Annotated in this window: 21 protein-coding genes; 5 read left to right on the top strand and 16 right to left on the bottom strand. The window is 65.1% G+C overall.

The window, feature by feature from the left end; genetic code table 11:
- Positions 1-90 precede the first annotated feature (90 nt).
- The gene (locus ACF2JD_RS20415) at positions 91-765 is read left to right on the top strand and encodes a 7-cyano-7-deazaguanine/7-aminomethyl-7-deazaguanine transporter (RefSeq protein ID WP_111910860.1); all 675 of its coding nucleotides are present in this window, start codon (positions 91-93) and stop codon (positions 763-765) included.
- A 270-nt stretch (positions 766-1,035) separates the two neighbouring features.
- Here ACF2JD_RS20415 and rraA read toward each other — a convergent pair whose 3' ends face one another.
- From rraA to ACF2JD_RS20355, 12 genes are all read right to left on the bottom strand, one after another.
- Positions 1,036-1,521: a ribonuclease E activity regulator RraA gene (rraA, locus tag ACF2JD_RS20410; RefSeq protein ID WP_005328442.1), complete on the bottom strand. Its 486-nt coding sequence runs from the start codon at positions 1,519-1,521 to the stop codon at positions 1,036-1,038.
- Positions 1,522-1,728: 207 nt separating this feature from the next.
- Positions 1,729-3,153: a magnesium transporter gene (mgtE, locus tag ACF2JD_RS20405; protein ID WP_042649187.1), complete on the bottom strand. Its 1,425-nt coding sequence runs from the start codon at positions 3,151-3,153 to the stop codon at positions 1,729-1,731.
- 143 nt (positions 3,154-3,296) lie between these two features.
- A complete protein-coding gene (gene cysG / locus ACF2JD_RS20400; RefSeq protein ID WP_440988091.1) occupies positions 3,297-4,703 on the bottom strand; it encodes a siroheme synthase CysG in 1,407 nt (468 codons plus the stop codon).
- Positions 4,704-4,715: 12 nt separating this feature from the next.
- On the bottom strand, positions 4,716-5,528 hold the full coding sequence (gene nirC / locus ACF2JD_RS20395; protein ID WP_440988090.1) for a nitrite transporter NirC: 813 nt from the start codon (positions 5,526-5,528) through the stop codon (positions 4,716-4,718).
- A gap of 149 nt (positions 5,529-5,677) precedes the next feature.
- Complete coding sequence (gene nirD, locus ACF2JD_RS20390) at positions 5,678-5,995, bottom strand: nitrite reductase small subunit NirD (protein WP_408847375.1); 318 nt, start codon at positions 5,993-5,995, stop codon at positions 5,678-5,680.
- Positions 5,996-6,101: 106 nt separating this feature from the next.
- Positions 6,102-8,648 (bottom strand): nitrite reductase large subunit NirB, encoded by a 2,547-nt coding sequence (nirB, locus tag ACF2JD_RS20385; protein WP_440988089.1) that lies wholly within the window; start codon positions 8,646-8,648, stop codon positions 6,102-6,104.
- A gap of 244 nt (positions 8,649-8,892) precedes the next feature.
- A complete protein-coding gene (locus ACF2JD_RS20380) occupies positions 8,893-9,981 on the bottom strand; it encodes an ABC transporter permease (protein ID WP_215783379.1) in 1,089 nt (362 codons plus the stop codon).
- Between the two features lie 2 nt (positions 9,982-9,983).
- Positions 9,984-11,093 carry an ABC transporter permease gene (locus tag ACF2JD_RS20375; RefSeq protein WP_215783380.1) on the bottom strand — a complete coding sequence of 370 codons (1,110 nt, stop codon included), beginning with the start codon at positions 11,091-11,093 and terminating at the stop codon, positions 9,984-9,986.
- Positions 11,090-12,844 carry an ATP-binding cassette domain-containing protein gene (locus ACF2JD_RS20370; protein WP_440988088.1) on the bottom strand — a complete coding sequence of 585 codons (1,755 nt, stop codon included), beginning with the start codon at positions 12,842-12,844 and terminating at the stop codon, positions 11,090-11,092. The genes ACF2JD_RS20375 and ACF2JD_RS20370 overlap by 4 nt, the downstream gene beginning before the upstream one ends.
- Entirely contained in the window at positions 12,841-13,809 is a 969-nt protein-coding gene (hlyD, locus tag ACF2JD_RS20365) for a secretion protein HlyD (RefSeq protein ID WP_440988087.1), read from the bottom strand. The genes ACF2JD_RS20370 and hlyD overlap by 4 nt, the downstream gene beginning before the upstream one ends.
- 85 nt (positions 13,810-13,894) lie before the next feature.
- Complete coding sequence (locus ACF2JD_RS20360; protein ID WP_440988086.1) at positions 13,895-14,527, bottom strand: TetR family transcriptional regulator; 633 nt, start codon at positions 14,525-14,527, stop codon at positions 13,895-13,897.
- A gap of 248 nt (positions 14,528-14,775) precedes the next feature.
- A complete protein-coding gene (locus tag ACF2JD_RS20355) occupies positions 14,776-15,696 on the bottom strand; it encodes a LysR substrate-binding domain-containing protein (protein WP_440988119.1) in 921 nt (306 codons plus the stop codon).
- A 186-nt stretch (positions 15,697-15,882) separates the two neighbouring features.
- Here ACF2JD_RS20355 and ACF2JD_RS20350 point away from each other — a divergent pair, with 186 nt between their 5' ends.
- Complete coding sequence (locus ACF2JD_RS20350; protein WP_440988085.1) at positions 15,883-17,271, top strand: MFS transporter; 1,389 nt, start codon at positions 15,883-15,885, stop codon at positions 17,269-17,271.
- A gap of 67 nt (positions 17,272-17,338) precedes the next feature.
- On the opposite strand, the gene hslU is transcribed toward ACF2JD_RS20350, so the two are convergent.
- The 4 genes from hslU to argS all read right to left on the bottom strand — a co-directional run bounded on the left by hslU (position 17,339) and on the right by argS (position 22,045).
- A complete protein-coding gene (hslU, locus tag ACF2JD_RS20345; protein ID WP_005328414.1) occupies positions 17,339-18,667 on the bottom strand; it encodes an HslU--HslV peptidase ATPase subunit in 1,329 nt (442 codons plus the stop codon).
- A gap of 68 nt (positions 18,668-18,735) precedes the next feature.
- Positions 18,736-19,269, bottom strand: a complete 534-nt coding sequence (hslV, locus tag ACF2JD_RS20340; protein ID WP_005340772.1) for an ATP-dependent protease subunit HslV — start codon at positions 19,267-19,269, stop codon at positions 18,736-18,738.
- Between the two features lie 187 nt (positions 19,270-19,456).
- Complete coding sequence (locus ACF2JD_RS20335) at positions 19,457-20,296, bottom strand: SPOR domain-containing protein (RefSeq protein ID WP_168236021.1); 840 nt, start codon at positions 20,294-20,296, stop codon at positions 19,457-19,459.
- Between the two features lie 3 nt (positions 20,297-20,299).
- Entirely contained in the window at positions 20,300-22,045 is a 1,746-nt protein-coding gene (argS, locus tag ACF2JD_RS20330; protein WP_234676377.1) for an arginine--tRNA ligase, read from the bottom strand.
- 314 nt (positions 22,046-22,359) lie between these two features.
- On the opposite strand from argS, the gene ACF2JD_RS20325 reads away from it, so the two are divergent.
- The 3 genes from ACF2JD_RS20325 (at position 22,360) to ACF2JD_RS20315 (ending at position 24,296) form a co-directional block, all read left to right on the top strand.
- On the top strand, positions 22,360-22,926 hold the full coding sequence (locus tag ACF2JD_RS20325) for an LON peptidase substrate-binding domain-containing protein (RefSeq protein ID WP_025328694.1): 567 nt from the start codon (positions 22,360-22,362) through the stop codon (positions 22,924-22,926).
- A 124-nt stretch (positions 22,927-23,050) separates the two neighbouring features.
- The gene (locus ACF2JD_RS20320) at positions 23,051-23,620 is read left to right on the top strand and encodes a sigma-70 family RNA polymerase sigma factor (protein ID WP_025328693.1); all 570 of its coding nucleotides are present in this window, start codon (positions 23,051-23,053) and stop codon (positions 23,618-23,620) included.
- Positions 23,613-24,296 carry a ChrR family anti-sigma-E factor gene (locus ACF2JD_RS20315; protein ID WP_440988084.1) on the top strand — a complete coding sequence of 228 codons (684 nt, stop codon included), beginning with the start codon at positions 23,613-23,615 and terminating at the stop codon, positions 24,294-24,296. Before ACF2JD_RS20320 ends, ACF2JD_RS20315 begins: the two co-directional genes overlap by 8 nt.
- Positions 24,297-24,348: the final 52 nt, after the last annotated feature.

Below are 24,348 nucleotides of genomic sequence, written 5' to 3'. Positions count from 1 at the left end.
TCCGTGCCGGGGCGTATAATCTCGCCCCTCAATTATCGCCAATGGTGGCGGTATGGGTTCCCTAACCCCATTAACCAAAAAGGTCACAATATGAATCTGACCCCTGCTCAGCACCAGACGGCGCTGGTGCGTCTCTCGTTGTTCCACATCCTGATCATCGCCAGCAGCAACTACCTGGTGCAGCTGCCGATCACCATCTTTGGCTTCCACACCACCTGGGGTGCCTTCAGCTTCCCGTTCATCTTCCTGGCCACCGATCTGACGGTGCGGATCTTCGGCGCCGGACTGGCCCGCAAGATCATCCAGACCGTGATGCTGCCGGCCCTGGCCGTTTCCTATGTGCTTTCTGTGCTCTTCTTCGAAGGCAGTTATCAGGGCATGGGCAACCTGGCGGAGTTCAACCTCTTCGTGGCGCGCATCGCCCTGGCCAGCTTTATGGCCTATCTGGTGGGCCAGTTCATGGATGTGGTGGTGTTCAACCGCCTGCGCCTGCTGAAAGCCTGGTGGGTGGCACCGGCCGCCTCGACCCTGTTTGGCAACCTGGTGGATACCATCGCCTTCTTCAGCATCGCCTTCTGGCGCAGCACGGATCCCTTCATGGCCGAGCACTGGGTCGAGATAGCGACCGTGGACTATGTGTTCAAGCTGCTGATAAGCCTGGGATTGTTCGTGCCGCTCTATGGTGTGCTGCTGCGCTACCTCAGCCGCAAGCTGGTGGGGGAGGCCGGCCTGGCCGGTCTGCAAACGGCCACACGACAAGCCTGACGAGAATGACCACCCGCGCGGTGGTCATTTTTTTGCACTTTTTATAAATAAGGCTTGCACAGTTAAATGAGAATGATTATTGTTAACTTGTTTTCCGGGAAAGACTTCATTCGTTCCAACGTGATGGACTTCTTGTGAAGGCACGACATTGCTCACATTGCTTCCAGTTAAGGGGCCAGTTGTTTACTGGCCCTCTTTTTTTGTCTTTTTTCAGCAAGTTGCAGCCATAAAAAATGGGAGCCAAGGCTCCCATCTTCAGTCTGTGTCGGCTCATTCGATGTCGAGCGCATCGGGGGAGAGGATCACTCCCGTGGTGTCGGCGTAGAGGTGATCGTCCGGCAGGAAGGTGACACCACCGAAGTTGACCGGCAGATCCGTCTCTCCCACATCCTTGTGGTCGGCACCGACCGGGATGGCGGCCAGGGCCTGAATGCCGATATCCAGATCCTCCAGGATGTCGACCTCGCGCACGCAGCCGTAGCAGACGATGCCTTCCCACTCGTTTTCCGCCGCCGTGGTGGCGATCTCGCTGTCGATCAGGGCCCGGCGCATGGAGCCGCCGCCATCGATCAGCAGCACGCGGCCGACGCCGTTCTCCTTGACGACTTCACGGATGAGACCGTTCGATTCGAAGCATTTGACCGTGGTGATGACGCCGCCGAAAGAGGCACGGCCGCCGAAGGAGCAGAGCATGGGTTCGAGTACATCCACCATGTCCTGATAGATGTCGCACAGTTCTGAAGTGTTGTATTCCATTGAGTCAAATCCACCGCTGGAAACAGGTGGATCCAGTATAAGGAGTGAGGGGGGCATTTCAACGAATATTCCTTGTTCTGGTCAAGGAATCGCCGCTTTTGCGGCCGGGGTGCAGGATGCATTTCCATGTTCGACAACGACTTGGCGTCGCACAGGAAAGAAGGGAGCCGTACAGGCTCCCTTCTTCATCGAGGCAGACCTTCGCCGCTATAGCAGGAACAGGGTCGCCAGCCCGAGGAAGATAAAGAAACCGCCGGTGTCGGTGATGGCGGTGATCATCACGCTGGCCCCCACAGCCGGATCCCGCCCCAGCCGACTCATGGTCATGGGGATGATGACCCCCATCAGGGCCGCCACCAGCAGGTTCAGCACCATGGCGAGCGTCATCACGGCGCCCAGGGCCGCATCCTGATAGAGGAAGTAGGTAGCGACCCCCATGGTGCCGCCCCATACCAGGCCGTTGATCAGCGCCACCCCCAGCTCCCGCCACAGCAGGAAGGAGACGTTGCCCGGCTGGATGTGCTGCAGCGCCAGGGCCCGCACTATCATGGTGATGGTCTGGTTGCCTGTGTTGCCGCCAATCCCTGCGACTATGGGCATCAGGGCCGCCAGCGCCACCAGCTGCGAGATGCTGTGCTCGAACAGGCCTATGACCCGGGAGGCCACGAAGGCGGTACAGAGGTTGAGGGCGAGCCAGGCCCAGCGGGTCTTGACCGCCTTGGCGACAGGGGCGAAGACGTCTTCTTCCTCGCTGATCCCCCCCATGCGGCGCAGATCGGTGTCGCTCTCCTCATAGACCAGGTCCACCACCTCGGCGACGGTGAGCCGTCCCATCAGCTTGCCCTTGCCATCCACCACGGCGGCGGAGACGAGATCGTCCCGCTCGAAGGTACGAGCCGCCGCCTCGTCGTTGTCTTCCGGATCGAAGGTGACGGGGTTCTTCTCCATCACGTCTTCCACCTTGGTCTCCGGCTTGTGCAGCAGCACTGTGGTGAGGGGCAGTTCCCCCTGCAGCCGGTTGCGTCTGTCGGTGACGAACAGCTTGTCGGTGTTGGCGGGGATCTTGCCGAGCTGGCGCAGATAGCGCTGCACAGTCGCCAGGCTTATGTCGGCCCGCACCGTGATGAGCTCGAAGTCCATCATGGCGCCGACAGTGTGCTTGCCGTAGCGGATCACCTCCCGCACCCGGTCGCGCTGGTCGGGGGCCATGGAGGTGAGCAGCCGACCCATCAGGTTGCGGGGCAGGTATTGGCCCAGATAGATCTGATCGTCGATGTCCAGTGTGCGCAGGGCGTGCAGCAGCGCCTTGTCGCTCATGCCGCTGATCAGGCTGTCCCACACCGTCTCGGACGCCTCGACCAGGATCTGGCCGTGGCGCTCCGGGTCTACCTGCTGCCACAGCACCTGGCGCTCGTCCGGCGGCAGAGACTCCAGGGCATCGGCGACGTCGGCGGCCGGCAGGCTGTTGACCAGGCGCGTCAGCTCGCTGGTCTGATCCCGCAGCTCGGCGTCCTGCACCCCTTGGGGATCGAGCAGGCTGTCGGTGAGGGCATCGTCGGCCAGCAGCAGGGTGAGGATGCGGGCTCTGTCGTGTTCACGCTGTTTGGCGCTGTTCTTGGGGGGGAGAGACATGCAACAAGATTCCTGAACTCGGTTGGCCGGATGGCCTTGCTCCATAGGATACCAAATTCAAAACAAGAGGTTATGACAGTAAATGCAGGATAAAGAAACGCCACCCCAAGGTGGCGCTTTCAATACTGGCGTTGGGCCGCGTCTCAGGCCGATGCCGCGATCCGCGCTGCGTCATTGCCCTGGCCGAACCAGGCGAGCTTGTCCGCCAGGGTGACGACCGAGCCGACCATGATGAGGGCCGGGCTCTCGACGCCGATGGCCAGCTCCGGCAGCTGGTCGAGCGTGCCACGGATGACCCGCTGGCTCGGTTGGGTGCCGCGCTCGATCAGTGACACCGGGGTGTCGCCCCCCTTGCCGTGGGCCAGCAACTGTTCGCGGATCACGGCGCAGGATGAGAGCCCCATGTAGAACACCAGGGTCTGCCGATCCCGGGCCAGCAGGGGCCAGTCGAGATCCTGGGCGCCCCCCTTGCCGTGAGCGGTGACGAAGCGCACGCTCTGGGCGTGATCCCGGTGGGTGAGAGGGATGCCCGCGTAGGCGGCGCAGCCACTCGCCGCCGTGATCCCCGGCACCACCTGAAAGCCCACGCCGCTGCCGACCAGGGTCTCCAGCTCCTCGCCGCCGCGACCGAAGATGAAGGGGTCGCCCCCCTTGAGCCGCACCACCCTCTGCCCCTTCTTCGCCTCCTCCAGCAAGAGTTGGTTGATGCCCTCCTGGGGCACGCAGTGGTTGCCCGCCTGTTTGCCGACGAAGATGCGTCTGGCATCCCGTCGCACCAGCGCCATCACCTCGTTCGACACCAGCCGGTCATAGACCACCACGTCCGCCTGCTGCATCCGGCGCAGGGCGTGCAGGGTGAGCAGGCCGGGATCCCCGGGGCCGGCACCCACCAGGATCACCTCGCCCTTGGCGCCGGCATCCTCGGCAAAGAGCGCGTCGGCCAGCTGGTTGGCGGCGGCCTTGTCAGCGCGCGCCAGCGCCTGACCGAGGCGATCCGCCCCGAGCAGCCGTTCCCAGAACTGGCGTCGCTCCCCCATGCTGGCGAAGCGGGCCTTGACCCTGTCTCTCAGGCCGCCGGCGAAGGCCGCCACCGCGCCGAGATGCTGGGGCAGCAGGGCTTCGAGTTTTTCCCGCAGCAGCCGGGCCAGCACAGGGGCCTTGCCACCGGAGGAGATGGCCACCATCAGGGGCGAGCGGTCGATGATGGACGGCATGATGAAGCTGGAGCGTTTCGGGTCATCCACCACGTTGGCAAAGATCCTCGCCTGGTTCGCGCTCTGGTAGACCAGGGCGTTCACCTCGCGCCGATCGGTGGCGGCCACCACCAGCCACTTGCCCGCCAGCTGCGCCGGCTCGAATTCGGTCGCCAGCCACTCTATCTCACCGTCCGCGGCAAGGGTCGCCAGCTCGGGGTCGAGGGCGGGAGAGACCACAGTAAGGCGGGCACCGGCGTCCAGCAGCAGGCGCGCCTTGCGCGCCGCCACCTCGCCGCCGCCCACCAGCAGCACGGGTTTGTTGTCGAGTCGGCAAAAGATGGGCAAGTAGTCCATGGGGCCTCCGGATCAGGCGGTTTGGGTCTGGCTGGTGGTGGCGCTGGCGTCTATAGCCGCGACCGGGCGCTCAGCTTTCGGGGTGGCATACCAGTAGCCGAGGCCCATGAAGATCGCGCCGGAGACTGTGTTGCCCAGGGTCACCCAAAGCAGGTTGTGGCCTATGCCACCCAGGGTGTAGGCATCCGAGTGGGCGCCGAACCAGGAGAGGGCGAACAGCGTCATGTTGGCGACCGAGTGCTCATAGCCGGAGGCGATGAAGGCCAGCAGGCACCACCAGATGGCGATGAACTTGGCGGCACCCTCGGTGCGCAGCGCCATCCAGATGGCGAGGCAGACCAGCCAGTTGCAGAGCACCCCCTTCATGAACAGGGTCAGGGCCGGAGCCTGAGTCTTGGCCAGCGCCACCTTGTGGGCCAGGCTGCCCGCGTCCGGCAGCAGGCTGCCGCCGTAGGAGTAGATCAGCGCGACGAAGATGGAGCCGAGCAGGTTGCCGGCCCAGGTCTGGGGCAGGATGCGCAGCAGGTCGGCCATGGAGATCCTGCCCGTCTTCACCCCGAAGGTGAGGAACATGGTGTGGCCGGTGAACAGCTCGGAGCCGGCGATGATCACCAGGGTCAGGGCTATGCCGAAGGTGGCCCCCATCACCAGCGGGCGAATGCTCGGGTCGACCAGATTGCCCAGGGTGAAGATGAGTATGATGCCCAGGCCCACATAGGCCCCCGCCATGGCGGAGCTGAGCCAGAAGCCGAGCTTGTCACTGCGCTCGAAGCGGTTGATGCGGGCCGCGTTGGCGGCGCACTTGTTGATAGTGTCTGTATACATGTTGGTTCTCTTTAAGCGGGCCGCCCGCAGGCAGCCCTGACAATGTGTTACCCCCTCCCTGCCTCCCCCCTTGCTAAGGGGGAGGTGCTTTTTGCTCCCTCCCCTTGCGAAGGGGAGGGCCGGGGTGGGGTCTTATGTGGGGTCTTATGTTAGACGGCGACCCAGACTTGCTGATCGCGCACTTCAACGGCATAGGCCGCAATCGACATGGCGGCATTTTCGAGGCAGCGGCCGTCGCTCAGGCGAAAGTGCTGCTTCTTGAGCGGGCTGGCGACCCAGAGCTCACCCTCGTGTTCACCTACGATGCCGCGCGACAGCACGTTGGCGGCGAAGAAGGGATCCCGGTTGTCGATGGCGAACACCTCGGCCGCCGCGCTCGGGCGGAACAGCGCGATCTGGCGACCTTCAATGAGTGCGCACACACCGGTTCCCGGCAGGATGTCGTTGAGTTGGCAGGCGAATTTCATGATTGAACCTCCACATCGAGCGAAACAGGCATATTCTGGCGCCCTTCCAGCAGGGCGCAGACGCCGGTGCCAGGGAGTATGTCGTTGAGTTGACAGGCTAATTTCATCATTTGGTCTCCACCTCGATCTGGTAGACGGGGATGCGCTCGGCCGGGGTCGCGGGTCTGTGTTGGTCGCGCTCGCTGACGAACTGGACGTCTGGGTCGCGCTTGTCGCTGTTGATGAAGTGGCTGAAGCGCTTGAGCGCTTCCTCTTCGTTGAGGGTGCGCGACCATTCGCACTCGTAGCTGTCGATCAGCACCTGGATATCGCGTTCCAGGGTCTCGGCCAGCCCCAGCTTGTCGTGGACTATCACCTCGCGCAGGTAGTCGACGCCCCCTTCCAGATTGCCGAGCCAGACCGAGGTGCGCTGCAGTTTGTCGGCGCTGGTGACGTAGAACATCATAAAGCGGTCGATCAACCGGACTAACGTCTCGCGGTCGAGGTCCGAAGCCAGCAGGTCCGCGTGGCGCGGTTTCATGCCGCCGTTGCCGCCCACATAGAGGTTCCAGCCCGCGTCTGTGGCTATGATGCCGACGTCTTTACCCTGCGCTTCCGCACATTCGCGGGTACAGCCGGAGACCCCGAACTTCATCTTGTGCGGGGTGCGAATGCCCTTGTAGCGGTTCTCGAGGAAGACCCCGAGGCCGACGCTGTCCTGCACGCCGAAGCGGCACCAGGTGCTGCCGACACAGGTCTTGGCCATGCGCAGCGCCTTGGCGTAGGCCTGACCTGTCTCGAATCCGGCCGCCAGCAATTTCCGCCAGATGGCGGGTAGATCATCCTTCTGGGCTCCGAACAGGCCGATGCGCTGGGCGCCGGTGATCTTGGTGTAGAGCTTGTAGTCGCGGGCCACTTCGGCCACCGCCAGCAGCCCTTCCGGGGTCACTTCGCCACCGGCCATGCGCGGTATGACGGAGTAGCTGCCGTCTTTTTGCATGTTGCCGAGGAAGATGTCGTTGGTGTCCTGCAGCTGGGTATTGAGCGGGCTCAGCACATGCTCGTTCCAGCAGGAGGCGAGGATGGAGCCGACGGTCGGTTTGCACACTTCGCAGCCATAGCCCTGACCATGCCTGGCCAGCAGCTCGTCGAAGCTCTTGATCCCTTCCACCTTGACCAGGTGGAACAGCTCCTGACGGGAGTGGGGGAAGTGGGCGCAGAGGTGGTTGTTGACCTCTATGCCCTGCTTCACCAGTTCGGCGTTGAGCACCTGGCTGATGAGCGGCACGCAGCCGCCGCAGCCGGTACCGGCCTTGGTGTGCTGCTTGATGGCGGCGAGGGTGGTGTGACCCTCGGCCACCGCCTGGGCTATGTCGCCCTTGGAGACGTCGAAGCAGGAGCAGATTTGGGCGGTTGAAGGCAGGGCATCTACCCCCAGGGTCGGCTTGGCACCGGCGTAGGCGGGCAGGATCAGGGTATCCGGGTGGCTCGGCAGCGGCAGGGCGTTGAGCATCAGCTGCAGCAGGTTGCCGTAGTCATCCACATCGCCGACCAGCACGGCGCCGAGCAGGCGGCTGTTGTCTTCGCTCACCACTATCCGCTTGTAGACCCCGGCCTGATCGTCCTGGAACACATAGCTGTGGCTGCCGGGCGTGCGGCCGTGGGCATCGCCGATGGAGCCGACGGAGACGCCGAGCAGCTTGAGCTTGGCGCTCATGTCCGCCCCTTCGAAGCGGCTGTCGCCGCCGAGCAGATGGTCGACGGTGACCTGGGCCATCTTGTAGCCCGGTGCCACCAGCCCGAAGAAGCGGCCCTGCCAGGCTGCGCACTCGCCGATGGCATAGATGTCGGGGTCTGAGGTGAGGCAGTGATCGTCGATGAGCACACCGCCGCGCTCCGCTATGGCCAGTTCGCTATAACGGCCGAGGGTGTCCTGCGGGCGTATGCCGGTGGAGAAGACCACCACGTCCACGTCAAGGGCGGTGCCGTCGGCGAAGGCGAGGCGGTGTTTGGCCTCCTTGCCGCCGTGCATCAGGATCTCGCTGGTGCTCTTGCTGGTGTGAACCTGCACGCCCATGGATTCGATCTTGCGGCGCAGCAGCTGGCCGCCCTGGCCATCGAGCTGCTCCGCCATCAATACCGGGGCGAATTCCACCACGTGGGTCTCGAGGCCCAGTGCCTTGAGGGCACCGGCCGCTTCCAGGCCGAGCAGGCCGCCACCCACCACAACACCACTCTTGCCGCTCCTGGCGGCGCTGCGGATGGCTTTCAGATCTTCGATGGTGCGATAGACGAAGCACTCGTGGTGCTGACTGCCCTGGATGGGCGGCACCCAGGGGTAGGAGCCGGTGGCCAGCACCAGCTTGTCATAGCCGACCACAGTGCCCTTGTTGGAGTGCACCTCGCGAGCCGCTCTGTCGATTTTTTTCACCGCTTCGCCGAGCAGCAGGCGGATGCCGTGCTTCTCGTAGAAACCGGGTTTGACGAGGGAGAGATCTTCGCTGGTGTGGTGGGAGAAGTAGGAGGAGAGATGGACACGATCGTAGGCGGGACGTGGTTCTGCACCGAAGACGGTGATCTCGAACCGGTCCGGATCGGATCGCTCGATCAACTCTTCGATGAAGCGGTGCCCCACCATGCCGTTGCCGATGACGGCCAGCCTGACTTTGCTCATGATTGCCTCTGATTTGGAGTAATAAAACATCATTCTGAAGCTAGGCTACCCAGTCGGCGGGGGCGGTCGATTGATGCAAATCAAGTGTCTATTTATATATCTCCTCAGGGGTAATTCGAGGGAATTCAAACTTATACATAAATGGGTATACCAGTTGACGGTTTCCGTACCCGGCGTGGCTGCTGGCCCCGGTCGAGTGCCGGTATGGCGGGCAAGGGCCCGACCCCTGGCAGGGGCCGGGTCATCAGGCGATATGGCGGCGGAACATGGCCAGCGCCAGGGAGAGGGAGACACCGGCGATGGCGAGCAGGGGCCAGAGCAGGGGCCAGGCCGCCGACCAGCCGAGATCCTTGAGGAAGACCCCCTTGAGCAGCAGGATGAAGTGGCTGAGGGGATCCACGGCCGCCAGCCACTGGAACAACAGCGGCATGTTCTCGATGGGGGAGACATAGCCGGAGAGGATCACCGCCGGCACCATGAAGGAGAAGACCCCGAGAAACGCCTGCTGCTGGGTCGAGCAGAGGGACGAGACGAAGAGCCCTATCCCCGCCAGCGCCAGGCCGTAGCAGACCATGCCCGCCATCAGCAGCGTGGTGCTGCCGCCAAACGGCACCTGATAGAGGAAGCGGGCCGCCAACGCGACTATGGTGCCCTGGCCCACCGCCACCAGAATGCCTGGCACCGCCTTGCCCGCCATGATCCAGCCCGCGGTGAGGGGGGAGACCAGCAACTGGTCGAAGGTGCCCTCTTCCCGCTCCCGGGCCACCGACAGGGCGGTGACGATGAGGCAGCCTATGGTGGTGATGATGGCCACCAGGGAGGGCAGTATGTGCCAGCTGAACTCTATGTTGGGGTTGTAGAGGTGGCGCACCGTGAGCTCCGGCAGCCCCTTGCCCTCGCTCTGCCAGCGGGCGATCACCTGATTGATGTAGCCCGCCGCCACCTGACCCCCGTTGGAGCGGCGCCCGTCGATGATCAGTTGCACCTTGGCGGTGTCGCCGCGCGCCAGACTGCGGGAGAAATCCTGCGGAATGATGAGGCCGATCAGGGCCTGCTGCCCAGTGATGGCATCTGTCATCCCTGCCTCGCCCGTCACCGGCATCACAGTGGTGAAGGCGGGCATGTGGGTGAGGCGCTCGATGAGCTCCCGGCTCTGCGCCCCCCCATCCTGGTCGTAGATGGCCAGGGTGTTGCCGGTCACCTCCAGGGTGGCGGCGAAGGGGAAGAGGGCCGTTTGCAGCAGCACCGGCATGATGAGCAGGAAGCGTCCCTGGGTATTGCCCATCAGGGCCTGCAACTCTTTTCGGATCAGCCACCAGAGTCGGATCAGCATGTTTACTCCAGGGTGCGCCGCGTCTTGCGGGCGGTGAGGGCCAGCCAGAAGGCGGCCAGCAGCAACAGGCAGACGCCGTTGACCAGCAGGATGGAGAGCACGTTGCCCGCCTGGTAGAGGGTCTGCAACGAGCTCGCGAAGTAGCGGGCCGGAATGAGGTGGGTGATGGCTCGCAGCAGGGGCGGCATGCTGGCGATTTCGAACACGAAACCCGAGAGCATCATGGCCGGCAGAAACGCCGCCGTCAGCGCGGCCTGGGCGGCGTTGAACTGGCTGCGCATCACTGTGGAGAGAAAGAGCCCGAGCCCGAGGGCGCTGCCGAGAAACAGGGTGGTGAGCACGAACAGGGAGATCAGCGAGCCGCGCCAGGGCACCCCCATCACGGCCACCGAGAAGAGCAGGCAGATGAGCATGGCGGCGATGCCGAGCCCGTAGTAGGGCAACAGCTTGGAGAGCAGCAGCTCTGTCTTGGTCACCGGGGTGGCGAGCAGCGCCTCCATGGTGCCGCGCTCCCACTCCCTGGCCACCACCAGGGAGGTGAGCAGGGCGCCTATGATGGTCATCACCACGGCGATGGACCCGGGCACCAGGAAGTTGCGGCTCACCAGGGCCGGGTTGAACCAGGCGCGGCTCTCCACCGCCACCGGCAGAGAGACGCCCTCCCTGACGAGCCACCCCTGCCAGATCCCCTGCACGTAGTTGGTGACGAAGTTCGCCGTGTTGGGTTCAGAGCCGTCGGTGAGCAGCAAGACCCTGGGGGTGCCGCCGCCCTGGCCCGCCATGGCACGGGAGAACCCCTCGTCGATCACCAGCAGGCCGCGGATCTCGCCGCGCTCAAGGCTCTTGAGCAGCGCCTCCTTGCTCGGACCGCCCTTCACCTCAAGGGCGTTCGAGCCGCGCAGGGCCTGTTCGAGGCGGATGGCCGGGGCGCCGCCGTCGGTGCGCCAGATGCCGAGTCGCAGGTGGTCCACATCCAGGTTGATGGCGTAGCCCATCACCACCAGCAGCACCACGGGCATGATGAAGGCGATGAGGATGCTGCTGGGGTCGCGCACGATTTGCAGGGACTCCTTGTGGCACAGGGCCAGCAGACGGCGGCGGTTGATGCTCATGCGTCCTCCTCACTGGCCTGCTCGACTAGCGTGATAAAGGCCTCTTCCATCGTTGGTAATGAAGAGGTTGGCAGGGAGAGGGGGTTGCCTCCGGCGGCACTGGCCTTGAGTTCGTCCGGGGTGCCGAGCGCCAGCAGGCGACCGCGGTAGATGAGAGCGATGCGGTCGCAATACTCCGCCTCGTCCATGAAGTGGGTGGTGACCAGCACTGTGACCCCGTGATCGGCCAGGGCGTTGATGTGGGACCAGAACTCCCGCCGGGTCACAGGATCGACCCCCGAGGTGGGCTCGTCGAGGAACAGCAGCGGCGGCTCGTGGAGCAGGGCGCAGGCGAGGGACAGGCGCTGGCGCAGGCCAAGGGGCAGGGATTCCGTCTGCTGGCCGAGCCAAGGGCCGAGGGCGAACGCCTTCACCATGGCGTCGATGCGCGTCTGCTGCTGGCGACCGAACAGGCCGTAGATGCCGGCGAAGAACGACAGGTTCTGGGCCACGGTGAGCTGCTTGTAGAGGGAGAACTTCTGGGCCATGTAGCCGAGGTGCTGACGCGCCGCCGAGGGGCTGCGGGCCAGATCGATGCCGGTCACCAGCGCCTGCCCGCTGCTTGGGCGCAGCAGGCCGCACTCCATCTTGAAGGTGGTGGACTTGCCTGCGCCGTTGGGGCCGAGCAGGCCGAAGATCTCCCCCCGGCGCACCGCGAAGCTGACGTCGTCGGTGGCGGTGAAATCGCCGAAACGCTTGGTGAGGCGGCGAGCCTCGATCACCGCCTCCTGGGAGACCCCCTCGGGCAGGCTGGCCTCGCGCATCAGCTGCGCCAGGCTGGATTCCCCACCCGGGCCGCCCCCCAGCAGATCGATAAAGGCATCCTCCAGCCGGGGCGGGGCCGGTTGAAAGGCGCCGTTGGTCAGTTGCAGTTCTGCCAGCGGCGGGGGCGTCATTCCCGGGTGCAGCAGCAGACGCACCCGCTCCCCCGCCACAGTGCCGTCCATCACCGCCGGGTGGGCCAGGGCGCGGCGTAGCAAGGCGCGCCGCTCCCGGCCGTCCAGTTCTCCGGCTTCCAGCAACCAGCAGCGGCTCGCCATGGCCCCCATGAGTGTCGCCGGGGTGCCGCTGGTGCGCACCTCGCCGTCCGCCATCAGCAGCACGTGGTCGCACAGCTCGGCCTCATCGAGGTAGGCTGTGCTCCAGAGCACCGTCATGCCTCCCTGGGCCAGCTCGCGCACCATCTTCCAGAGGGCGCGGCGGGAGATGGGATCGACCCCGACCCCGGGCTCGTCGAGCAGCAGCACGTCCGGGGTGCCGAGCAGGGCGCAGGCCAGCCCGAGCTTCTGCTTCATCCCCCCCGACAGCTTGCCCGCCGGCCGTGCGGTGAAGCGGGCGAGATCGGTGAAGGCGAGCAGGCGCTCGAAGGTGGGGCTGCGCTCTGGCTCCAGCACCCCGCGCAAGTCAGCATAGAGGTTGAGGTTCTCCTGCACGCTGAGATCCTCGTAGAGCCCGAACTGCTGGGGCATGTAGCCGAGCCGCTGACGCAGGGCATCCCCCTCGCGTACCGGATCCAGCCCCAGCACCCGGATTTCCCCGGCCTCCGGTACCAGCAGGCCGGCCAGCAGGCGCAGCAGTGTGCTCTTGCCAGCTCCGTCCGGCCCCACCAGACCCGTGATGCCGCCGCTCGGAATGGTGGCCGAGATGGCGTTGAGGGCCACCCGATCGCCGAAGCACTTGGTGAGCCCGGCGAGCTGGATGGCGGCGTTCATGGCTGCAGCCTGACGGTGACCGGCATCCCCTGGCGCAGTGCAGAGTCAGGATCCTGCACCACTATGCGCAGCCGGTAGACCAGGTGGGTGCGAAGATCCGGCGTCTCCACCGATTTGGGGGTGAACTCGGCGGTAGGGGAGACAAAGCCCACCACCCCCTGATAGGGCTGGTCCGGCCTTGAGTCGGTAATAAGGGTCACCTTGGCGCCGCTCGGGAAGTGGCCTAGCCAGGGCTCCTCCACATAGGCGCGTACCCAGACAGGCGCTGTCAGTGAGAGGTTGAAGGCGGTGGCTCCCGGCTGCACCATGCTGCCGGTCTCTATGGCGCGGGTGAGGAGGATGCCGTCGCTGGGGGTTGTCAGCACGGCGTCGGCGAGCGCCAGTTCGGCACTGGCCAGCGCCGCTTTGGCCCCTTGCAGCTGGGCATCGGACTGGGCAATTTCTTCGGGGCGATAACCGGTCTCGAGCTGGCCGAGCTGCTCGCGTGCGGAGCGCACCTGGGCCTGGGTCTGATCCCGCTGGGAGCGGGCGCTGTCGAGCTGACCACGGGAGATGGCACCGGTCGCCGCCAGCGCACTCTGGCGACGCCACTGCTGCTCTGCCTCGAGGGCGGCCGCCTCGGCAGCGGCCAGCTCGGCCCGAGCCCTGTCAGTCTCTTCCCTGCGATACCCCTTGTGCACCAAGGCGTTGGCCGCTTCGATCGCGGCCAGATTGGCTCGGGCGCTGTCGCGTTCGTGGGCGAGGGGCACGGGATCGAGGCGGGCCAGCAATTGGCCTGCTTTTACGCTATCCCCCTCATCGACCAGCACCTCGCTGACCCTGCCGCCGACCCTGAACGCCAGGTTCACATCGCGGATGTCGACGTTGCCGTAGAGGATGGAGCCGTCGGCCGGGCGGCCCTGCCACCAGAGGTAGCCTCCGATCAGGGCCAGCAGCAGGGCCAGGATGGCGATGCGTTGTTTCATGCGGGATCTCCTTGGGGGCGGCCCTGCCACCCGAGGTAGCCACTGAGCAGGGTCAGCAGCACGGCCAGAATGGCGATGGGTTGTTTCATGCGGGATCTCCTTTGGAGCGGCGCAGGCCGCGCAGGGCCCACGTCAGGCGTTGCCGGGCGGCCTCGGGATCGTCTATCTGGGACAAAAACGGCGCCGCCTCCGGGGGCAGCCAGCCGAGCTGGCGACCACCACCGGCGATCACCAGGGGCAGACCGACGGAGCCCATGATGAAGATCATCAGCTGCAGCGGGTGGCCCGCCACCAGGGAGCCCTCCGCCTGCGCATTGCGCACTTGTTCGAGCAGCAGCAGGGGGTGGCGGCGCGGCAGGCTCAGCAGAAAGCGCTGGGCAGCGTTCTCGCCGGCCAGGGCATCGCCAAACAGATGGTTGATGAAGCTGCGCTGGCGCGCCACCAGGGCGATCACCGCCACCATGGTGGCCTCGAAGGTCGCCAGGGCAGAGGGGTAGGTGCCGCGGGCGGCCACCGCCTTGAGCTCATCAAAGAGGGGGGCGTACCAGAGCTCCACCAGCTCGTCGATGAAGGTGTCGCGGTTGCCAAAGTGATAGACGAAGGTGCCGAGATTGACCTCGGCCGCCGCCGCCAGCTCGCGCACAGTGAGGCCGCGCAGCCCCTTGTCGGTGGCGATCGCCAGGCCCGTATCGAGCAGTTTTTGACGAGTGGGGTGCATCTAACAGCGCTCCTGTTGCACAGATTTTGATCTGAATTATACGCTCGTATAAAATCGAAGGAAGGGGGCGGGCCGATCTTTTTTTGAACAAGGGTGAGCGGCGCCTCACGGCTCTGCGTGAAGAAGGGGAAAGGCGGGTGCAGCGGGCCGGAACCCTCGGAATTTCGGGCGGCCGCGCCGTGCTCCCCGGGCGGCCGCACCGTGCACCCCGGGCGGCCAGGAGGTGGATTTGGCTGCCGCCGGGGGGATCAGCTGTCTCTGGTGTCCCCTCCATAGGGGGCCTGGGCGCAGGTCTCGCGGATGAGGGTGCGCAGCCAGCGGTGAGCCGGGTCGGCGTCCTGACTGGGGTGCCAGATCAGGGCGACCCTGATCCCTGCCAGCGGGAAGGGCAGGGGCAGGGTCACCAGATCGGCGTGCAGGGCGGAGCAGTGCCGCTCGGGCACCGTCGCCACCAGGTCGCTGTCCCGCACCAGGGCCAGGGCAGTAGCAAAGCCGGGGACCAGGGTCGCCGCCTCCCGTGCCAGCCCGAGGTGCGCCAGGGCCTCGTCTATGGGGCCCTGCTCCAGCCCGCGCCGTGACACCAGTATGTGGCGGGCGGCGGCATAGCGGGGGGCGGTCAGGGTACCCTCGCACAGGGGGTGGCCCGGACGCACCACGGCGACGAAGTGGTCCTGAAACAGCGCCTGGGTACGCAGCTCGGGCGCCGTCTCTGCGCCTATGACGCCGGTTTCGAAATCCAGCTCGCCGCTGCGCAGGGGGCGGCTTCCCTTGTCGGGTTTGGCCAGGAAGTGCAGCCTGACCCCAGGGGCCTCGGCAGCGAGCCGGGCCAGCAGGGCAGGGCCGACCGCCTCCACGAAGCCGTCGCTGGATCTCAGGCGGAAGGTGCGCACCAGCCGGGCCGGGTCTATCTCCTGCTGGGGGCGCAGCACGGCATGCGCCTCCTGCACCAGCTGGCTGACCTGGGCGCGCAGGGCCAGGGCACGCGGCGTGGGCACCAGACCCCGGCCCGCCCTGACCAGCAGGGGGTCACCCGTGGTCTCCCGCAGCCTGGCCAGGGCCCGGCTCATGGCGGAGGGGCTCAAGGAGAGTCGTCTGGCGGCACCGGCCACGCTGCCCTCGTCCAGCAGGGCATCCAGGGTCAGCAGCAGATTGAAGTCGGGGGTATTCATGGCATTGCCCTCGCCGAGCCGGGGATCCCGGGTGATGACCCATGACGGTCGGTTGGCTTCATCATACGCGAGAACCCCGCTTTTCATATGGCGTCTCGTGCAGCTATAAGCTGCAAGTCGTGCGTCTTCCGCCGGCTCATGCCCCCCGCTAGCCTTGTGACATCATCCTCTGCCGGAGACAGTGCCATGTCACAGCCCAAGCCCCTTCCGACCCCTGCCGCTCGCCGTCTCGGCCTGCTGGCACTCGGCCTAGCCACCCTGCTGCCCATGCTGGGGGGGAGTCTGGCCAACATGGTGCTGCCCGCCCTTGGGCAGGCCTTCGGGGTGTCCTTTGCCAGCCTGCAGTGGGTGCTGGTGGCCTATCTGCTGGGGATCACCTGCCTGACTGTGGTGGCCGGCCGACTGGGGGACAGGTTCGGTCGGCGTCGCCTGCTGCTCCTGGGGCTGGGGCTCTTTGCGCTGGCCTCGTTGCTGTGCGCCCTGGCGCCGACCATGGGCTGGCTGATCGCGGCCCGTGCCCTGCAGGGAGTAGCTGCAGCCTGCATGCTCTCCCTGGCGCTGGCCATGGTGGGCCAGCTGGTGCCACCGGCGCGGCGGGGCTGGGGCATGGGGCTGCTCGGTACCCTGTCGGCCTGCGGCACTGCGCTCGGCCCCTCCTTTGGCGGCCTGCTGACGGCCGGGTTTGGCTGGCAGGCCCCCTTCCTGCTGCTGGTGCCCCTCAGCCTGCTGGCGCTGGGCTGTGCCCGGCTCGGTCTGCCCCGGGACGGCTCCTCGCCACAACAAGAGGGGACGAACCTCGCGAGCCTGTCACTGCTGGTGGCGGCCCTGCTCTGCTACGGCCTGGCGCTGACTCTGGGGGGCGCCCTGGCCCTCTGGTGGGGGGCGGGGGCCCTGCTGGTCACGGCCTCGTTCGTTCGCCGCGAGCGCCGCGCTCCTGTGCCCCTGTTGCCGCTGGCGCTGCTGGGGGCCCCGGGGCTTGGCAACGGCCTTGTCGCCAGCGCCCTGGTGGCCAGCGTCATGGTGCTGACCCTGCTCATAGGCCCCTTCTACCTGAGGGGGGTCTTCGACCTAGAGCTCGGGACTGTCGGCCTGATGATATCGGGCGGGCCCCTGCTGGCGGCCCTGACGGGCATGCCCGCCGGCTGGCTGGTGGACAGGCTGGGGGCGCGGCAGGTGGTCCGGCTGGGGCTGGCAGTCATGGGGGCTGCGGCCCTAGGCCTGGCCGGGGCGGCGGGGCAGTTCGGCCCGCTCGGCTACCTGCTGCCCATACTGCTGCTGACCGCCGGCTATGCCCTGTTCCAGACCGCCAACAACAGTGCCGTGGTGGGTGGGGCGAGTGAGCAGACCCGGGGCGCCGTGGCCGGTCTGCTGACCCTGTCGCGCAATCTGGGCCAGTTGACCGGGGTGGCCGGGCTCGGCGGCCTGTTCGCCGCCCTGGTGGGAGAGCAGGGCCTGACCCTGGCCAGCGAGCTGCTGTTTGGCACCCGGGCCCTCTTCGCCCTGAGCGCCCTGCTGATTGGCCTGGCGCTCTGGCTGGTGGGTCGCCGCCGGGATGGGGTGCTGGTCAGCGCCTGAGCGGGAGCAGAAACGCATACAAAAACGCCTCCGCGAAGGGAGGCGTTTTTTATCGGGAGGGGGGCGCTTACAGAATATAGCGGCTCAGATCCTCGTCCTCGATCAGGGCGCCGAGGTGGGCGTTGACGTAGTCGGTGTCGATGACGAAGGTCTCGCCGGACTTCTCGGAGGCGTCGTAGGAGATGTCTTCCATCAGGCGCTCCATCACTGTGTGCAGGCGGCGGGCACCTATGTTCTCGGTGCGCTCGTTGACCTGCCAGGCCGCCTCGGCCAGACGGCGGATGCCGTCCTGGGTGAACTCGATCTTGACCCCTTCGGTGGCCATCAGCGCCTGGTACTGATCGGTCAGGGAGGCGTTCGGCTCGGTCAGGATCCGCTCGAAGTCATGGGTAGTCAGTGCGGTCAGCTCGACCCGGATCGGCAGGCGACCCTGCAGCTCGGGGATGAGGTCCGACGGACGGGCCACCTGGAAGGCGCCGGAGGCGACGAACAGTATGTGGTCTGTCTTGACCATGCCGTGCTTGGTGTTGACGGTGCAACCCTCGACCAGCGGCAGCAGGTCACGCTGTACCCCTTCACGGGAGACATCGGGGCCCGAGCTCTCGCCGCGCTTGCAGATCTTGTCGATCTCGTCGAGGAAGACGATGCCGTTGTTCTCGACCGCGGCAATGGCTTTCTGCTTCAGCTCTTCCGGGTTGACCAGACGGGCCGCTTCCTCTTCGATCAGCGCCTTCATGGCCTCTTTGACCTTGATCTTGCGCTTCTTCTTCTGCTGCTGGCCCAGGTTCTGGAACAGCCCCTGCAGCTGGTTGGCCATCTCTTCCATGCCCGGCGGGGTCATGATGTCGACGCCCATGGGGGTGGCGGCCAGATCCAGCTCTATCTCCTTGTCATCCAGCTGACCTTCCCGCAGTTTCTTGCGGAAGATCTGGCGGGTGTTGGAGTTGTCGGCCTTCTCCTCCTCGCCCCAGCTGTTGCGCGGGTTCGGCAGCAGGGCGTCGAGGATGCGCTCCTCGGCGGCTTCCTCGGCGCGGTATTTCATCTTCTCCATCTCGGTCTCGCGCACCAGCTTGATGGCGACATCGGTGAGATCGCGGATGATGCTGTCCACTTCCTTGCCCACATAGCCCACTTCGGTGAACTTGGTCGCTTCCACCTTGATGAAGGGGGCGTTGGCGAGCTTGGCCAGACGACGGGCGATCTCGGTCTTGCCGACCCCGGTCGGGCCTATCATCAGGATGTTTTTCGGGGTCACTTCATGGCGCATCTCTTCGCTGAGCTGCATCCGGCGCCAGCGGTTGCGCAGGGCTACGGCCACCGCACGCTTGGCATCGGCCTGACCGATGATGTGTCTGTCCAGCTCGTGGACGATTTCTCTCGGGGTCATCTCGGACATGATGGAGTTCCTGTATCCGGGGCGGGCAGGGCCCACCCCTTGGAGAATGAGTTGGCTGACGGGCGCCCTTACTTGGCGCTGTAGTCCAGCACTTCGATGGTGTGGTTGCCGTTGGTGAAGACGCAGATGTCGCCCGCAATCTTGAGGGACTTCTCGACTATGGTCCTGGCATCCAGCTCGGTGTTTTCCAGCAGGGCGATGGCGGCGGACTGGGCGAAGTTGCCGCCGCTGCCGATGGCGATCAGATCATGCTCCGGCTGCACCACGTCACCGTTGCCGGTGATGATGAAGGATTTGTGCTCGTCGGCCACGGCCAGCAGGGCCTCGAGGCGGCGCAGGGCGCGATCGGTGCGCCAGTCCTTGGCCAGCGCCACGGCGGCGCGTTCCAGGTTGCCCTGATGGGCCTGCAGTTTGGCTTCGAAGCGCTCGAGCAGGGTGAAGGCGTCGGCGGTGCCGCCGGCAAAACCTGCCAGCACCTTGCCGTTGTAGAGACGATGAACCTTGCGGGCGTTGCCCTTCATGACGGTGTTGCCGAGGGAGACCTGGCCATCACCGCCGATCACGACCTGGCCGTTGCGGCGGACGGAAACTATGGTAGTCACTTTACTTACCTCGCTTGAGCCGAATGACGGCCGGACTGTGCATGGCAAGAAAGATGGGGATGGCAAACCGGCTTTTCAAGCCTGCCTGTTGTCGGGAGAAAGGAGGAGGCCATGTCGGCGAGGGAGAGGGGTGTCGAAAGGAGAAGGGCCGGGGTTGTCCCCCGGCCCTTCTTGATTGGCTCTGTGGCTAGCCTTTCTTGGGAATGCAGCCGCTGATGCCTGAGCCTTGCAGCTTGCGGTTGGCCGCATCGACGGCCGCCTTGCCGCTGAAGGGGCCCACCATCACCTTGTAGACGGTGCCATTGGCGCCATTGACCACCTGCAGGCTGGAGGAGAGGCCGGCGCCGAAGGCGATGCGCGCCTTGAGCGATTCGGCGGAATCCTGAGAGCGCAGGGCGGCACACTGCATCATGTAACGACCGCCGTCGGCTGCCGCCGTCTGGGTCGCCGCCTTGGCCTTGGCTGCTTCGGCGCGTTCCCGCTCCAGTTCGGCACGGATCTCCCGCTCCATCCGCTCACGCTCGGCCTTCTGGTCGATCACCTGCTCTTGGGCGCTGGCGACCGGGGCACCGGTGGCCGGCTTGGTCGGTTGCACCGGTTGCGGCTGGAAGGGCTTCACCTGACCGAGGGGGGTCCCGGGTTGGGGGATCTCGGTCGGTACTGGCTGCGGCAGCTTCTCGGGTTGCAGGGTGAGGGTCTCGGCAGGCGGTGGCGGCAGCACGCCCGGCTGGGGCGGCGGCTCTATGATGTCCACCTGCTTGTTCTCCAGCCGCTCTATGTAGCTCCACTTCTCCTGGGGCAAGGTGTGACCCTGTGCCTTGGGTTTGTTGGCCTTCACCTGCTCTTCTATGGTGGGGGCATCCGCCCCCTTGCCGTTGATCAGGTAAAGGAAGGCGCCAAAGCCGACGACCAGGGCCCCGGCCAGCAGTGCCGGGATAACAGGAAAGCGGCGAGGTGCCGCTTTCTTGATGTTACGACCACCGGCCCGTCGTCTCGGGCTGTTGCCGACGTAATCCCGGGTCGCCATCTATTACATGCGCTCCAGGGTGTGGATGCCCAGCACGCCCAGGCCCAGCTTGAGCACCTTGGCGGTGGCGGCGCACAGCAGCAGGCGGCTGTTGCGGGTCGCTTCGTCCACGCCGTCCTTGTTGATCGGGCAGGCTTCGTAGAAGGTCATGAAGTTGCCGGACAGCTCGTACAGATAGGTGCACAGCAGGTGCGGCATGCCCTTGTCCGCCACGCCGTTGACCGCGTCGGAGAACTGGATCAGCTTCTGGGCCAGCACCTCTTCGGCCTCTTCGTTCAGGGTCACGTGGCCGGTCAGGGCCTCGGCATCTATGTTCGCCTTGCGGAAGATGGACTGGATGCGGGTGTAGGCGTACTGCAGGTAAGGGGCAGTGTTGCCTTCAAACGACAGCATCATGTCCCAGTCGAAGATGTAGTCTGTGGTGCGGTTCTTGGAGAGATCCGCATACTTGACTGCGCCCATGGCGATGGCGTGCACCACCTTGGCCTTGTCTTCGGCGCTGAGATCGCTGTTGCGGCTCTCCAGCAGAGCGCTCGCGCGCTCTTCGGCTTCGTTCAGCAGATCGACCAGCTTGACGGTGCCGCCGGAGCGGGTCTTGTAGGGGCGGCCGTCCTTGCCCAGCATCATGCCGAAGGCGTGGTGCTCAAGCGGCACGGATTCCGGCACATAGCCCGCCTTGCGGGTGATGGTCCAGGCCTGCATCAGGTGCTGGTGCTGACGGGAGTCGATGAAGTACATGACACGGTCGGCGCCCAGGCTCTCATAACGGTACTTGGCACAGGCGATGTCGGTGGTGGTGTAGAGGAAACCGCCATCGCTCTTCTGGATGATGACCCCCATGGGCTCGCCATCCTTGTTCTTGAACTCGTCGAGGAAGACCACGGTCGCGCCTTCGCTCTCGACCGCCAGGCCCTTGGCCTTAAGGTCGGCCACTATCTGGGGCAGCATGTCGTTGTACATGGACTCGCCCATGATGTCCTTGTTGGACAGGGAGATGTTCAGGCGGTCGTAGTTGCGCTGGTTCTGCTCCATGGTCATGTCGACCAGCTTCTTCCACATGGTGCGGCAGTACTCATCGCCACCCTGCAGCTTGACCACGTAGTTGCGCGCGCGCTCGGCGAAGGCTTCGTCTTCGTCGTAGTGACGCTTGGCCTGGGTGTAGAAGGCTTCCAGGTCCTTGAGCTCCATGTCGGAGGCGTGCTCGTTGGCCATCTTCTCCAGGTAGGCGATCAGCATGCCGAACTGGGTGCCCCAGTCGCCGATGTGGTTGGCACGCACCACTTTGTGGCCGAGGAACTCCAGGGCGCGGGCGGCCACGTCACCGAGGACTGTGCTGCGGATGTGGTGCACCGCCATCTCCTTGGCCACGTTCGGCGCCGAGTAGTCCACCACCACGGTTTGCGGGGTCGGCAGCTTCACGTTGGCGTTGGCACTGGTCACCATGGCTTCCACCTGACCGGCCAGCCAGCTCGGGTCGAAGAAGAAGTTGATGAAGCCGGGACCGGCGATCTCGACCTTGGCGATCAGATCGGAGGCGGGCAGGTGCTCTATGATGGCAGCGGCCAGCTCACGGGGGTTCTTGCGGGCCGGTTTGGCCAGCAGCATGGCCAGGTTGGTGGCCAGGTCGCCGTGAGCCTTCTCCTTGCATCGGTCTACTTGCACCCGGGCTTCCAGGTCGGCTGGCAACACGCCTGCGGACTTGAGATTGGCTACCGTTTGTTCAAGTAGATGATGAATATGCTCTTTCATAACTGACCACCGAGGTTGCGCGTCGAAAAATGACTGACTGGATAAGGGCGTGAATTTTACCCGCATCGGGCCGAGAAAACTATAGGAATGGCCCGACCCCCTTGGGGTGGCGGATATTTCACTGCGTTTTTCACCACATTGCAGAATATTGATTTGAATAAGTGGTGGTTATCCATTTCTACTGCATATCGAAGCGGCTTGTCCAGGCTATTTCCCCCTGATTGTTAAGGGGTTATTTATTCCAATTTGGTCTGAATGATCCCGCGCCGTCCGGCGGTCGTATCCTTAGAGGAAGTCGCTAGAGGACGATCCCGATGACACTGGTGCTGTTTCCACTCTCCGCCCACCTGCTGCCCGGTGGCATAATGCCGCTGCGCATCTTCGAGCCCAGGTATCAGCGCATGATAGCCGAGGTGCGGGAGCGGGAGTTTGCGCTCTGCATGCTGGACCCCCGCCAGCCCGACGCCATGCGCAACATGTATCCCATCGCCACCCGGGTGCGGATCATCGATTTCGATCTGCTGCCGGACGGCCTGCTCGGCATCACCGTGCTCGGGGTGGAGCGGGTCAGGATAGTCGATCTGTGGCAGGAGCCTGACGGCCTGCGGGTGGGTGAGGTGGAGCCGCTGCCCCCCTGGCAGAGCGGCCGGCTCAAGGCCGACCAGCACACCCTGGCCAAGGCGCTGCAGGATGTGTTCAACGACTACCCGGAATACGCTGCCCTCTACCCCGAGCCCGACTGGGACGACGCCAGCTGGGTAGCCCAGCGTTGGCTGGAGGTACTGCCCATCCCGGTGGAGCAGAAGCAGTGGCTGGTTGCGGCCAAGGATAACCAGCCCGCCCTCTCCCTGCTGAGTGGCCTGCTGGTCGCGAGCCACTGAATTCCCGTCCCCGGTGATCCTTTTGCCCCGCCCGTCGTAATGGTGATGACAGCAACACTCAAGGGATGGCGCAATGGCATATACTGGCCAACCACAATCGGCTCCACGCAGGATATCGCCCCCCATGGACAACCCAGATGGCGATCTGACGTCTCTTCTCATTCGGGTGGCCGAACATGGCGACAAGGTCGCCTTCGCCACCCTGTTCCACCACTTCGCGCCGCGCATCCGCAGCTATGGGATGCGCCACCTCGGCAGCGAGGCCAACGCCCTCGAGCTGGTGCAGGAGACCATGCTGCTGGTGTGGCAGAAGGCTCGGCTCTATCACCCCGAGAAGGGGGCGCCGACCACCTGGATCTACACAGTGATGCGCAACCAGAGTTTCGACATGCTGCGGCGCCGCCGCGCCAGCAAGGAGGATCTCTGCGCCGAGGAGCTGTGGCCCCTGCTGGAGTTCAGGGCGGAAGAGGAGCACCTGAGCGGCGGGGAGGACGCCGTGCTGACCCGCCAGATGGCAGATTACCTCGCCACTCTGCCGGAGCCGCAACAACAGGTGGTGCGCGGCATCTATCTGCAGGAGTTTTCCCAGCAGGAGCTGGCCGACAGGCTGGGCGTCCCGCTCGGGACCATCAAGTCCCGCCTCCGGCTGGCATTACAGAAACTGAAAGAGCAAGTGGAGCAAGGCCATGATTAAGACCCATCCGACCGAACTCATGTTGCGCGCCTTCGCCGCCGACGAGTTGCCCCTGCCGCTGGCCGTCGGTGTCTCCGCCCATTGCGAGCTCTGCCCCGAGTGTGCCGCCCAGGTACAGACCCTTGAGGCTGAGCTGGCGAACCAGCTCCTGGCCTCGCCAGCAGAGCCTGAGTTGGCCTCCCAGGACCAGGGTCTGCCGGCCGGGCTCGACGCCATGCTGGCGGAGATACTGCAACAGCCCGTGGCGACCGTGGCCGAGCTAGCGCAGCAGGTGCGGCCGGCCCCCGAGTTGCGGGTCGCGGGCCAATCCTACCGGCTGCCACGGGTGCTGGCCCGCCACCATGCGCCCAAGTGGCGCCATGTGGGCGCCATTCGCCAGCACAGCCTGCCGCTCGACGAGATGGGGGCCCGCGCCAGCCTGCTCCACATCGAGGCCGGTGGCCGCATCCCCGAGCATACCCACAAGGGCTATGAGCTGACCCTGCTGCTGGCAGGCAACATGCAGGAGGGGGACATCTGCTATCAGGCGGGGGACTTCATCTGGCGCGACGCCAGTCACGCCCACAGCCCGCACACCCCGGACGGCTGCCTCTGCTACACGGTGCAGGACGCACCCGTCCACTTCACCAAGGGATTGTCGCGGCTGCTCAACGGCATCAGCCATCGCCTCTATTGAGTGCGGGCAGCAATAGAAAAAGGGACCTTAACGGTCCCTTTTTTCATCAGGC

The organism is Aeromonas ichthyocola (assembly GCF_046087985.1).
Lineage (GTDB): Bacteria > Pseudomonadota > Gammaproteobacteria > Enterobacterales > Aeromonadaceae > Aeromonas > Aeromonas rivipollensis.
Note: the sequence above shows the minus strand (reverse complement) of the source record. Positions and strands in the feature narration are given on the sequence as shown.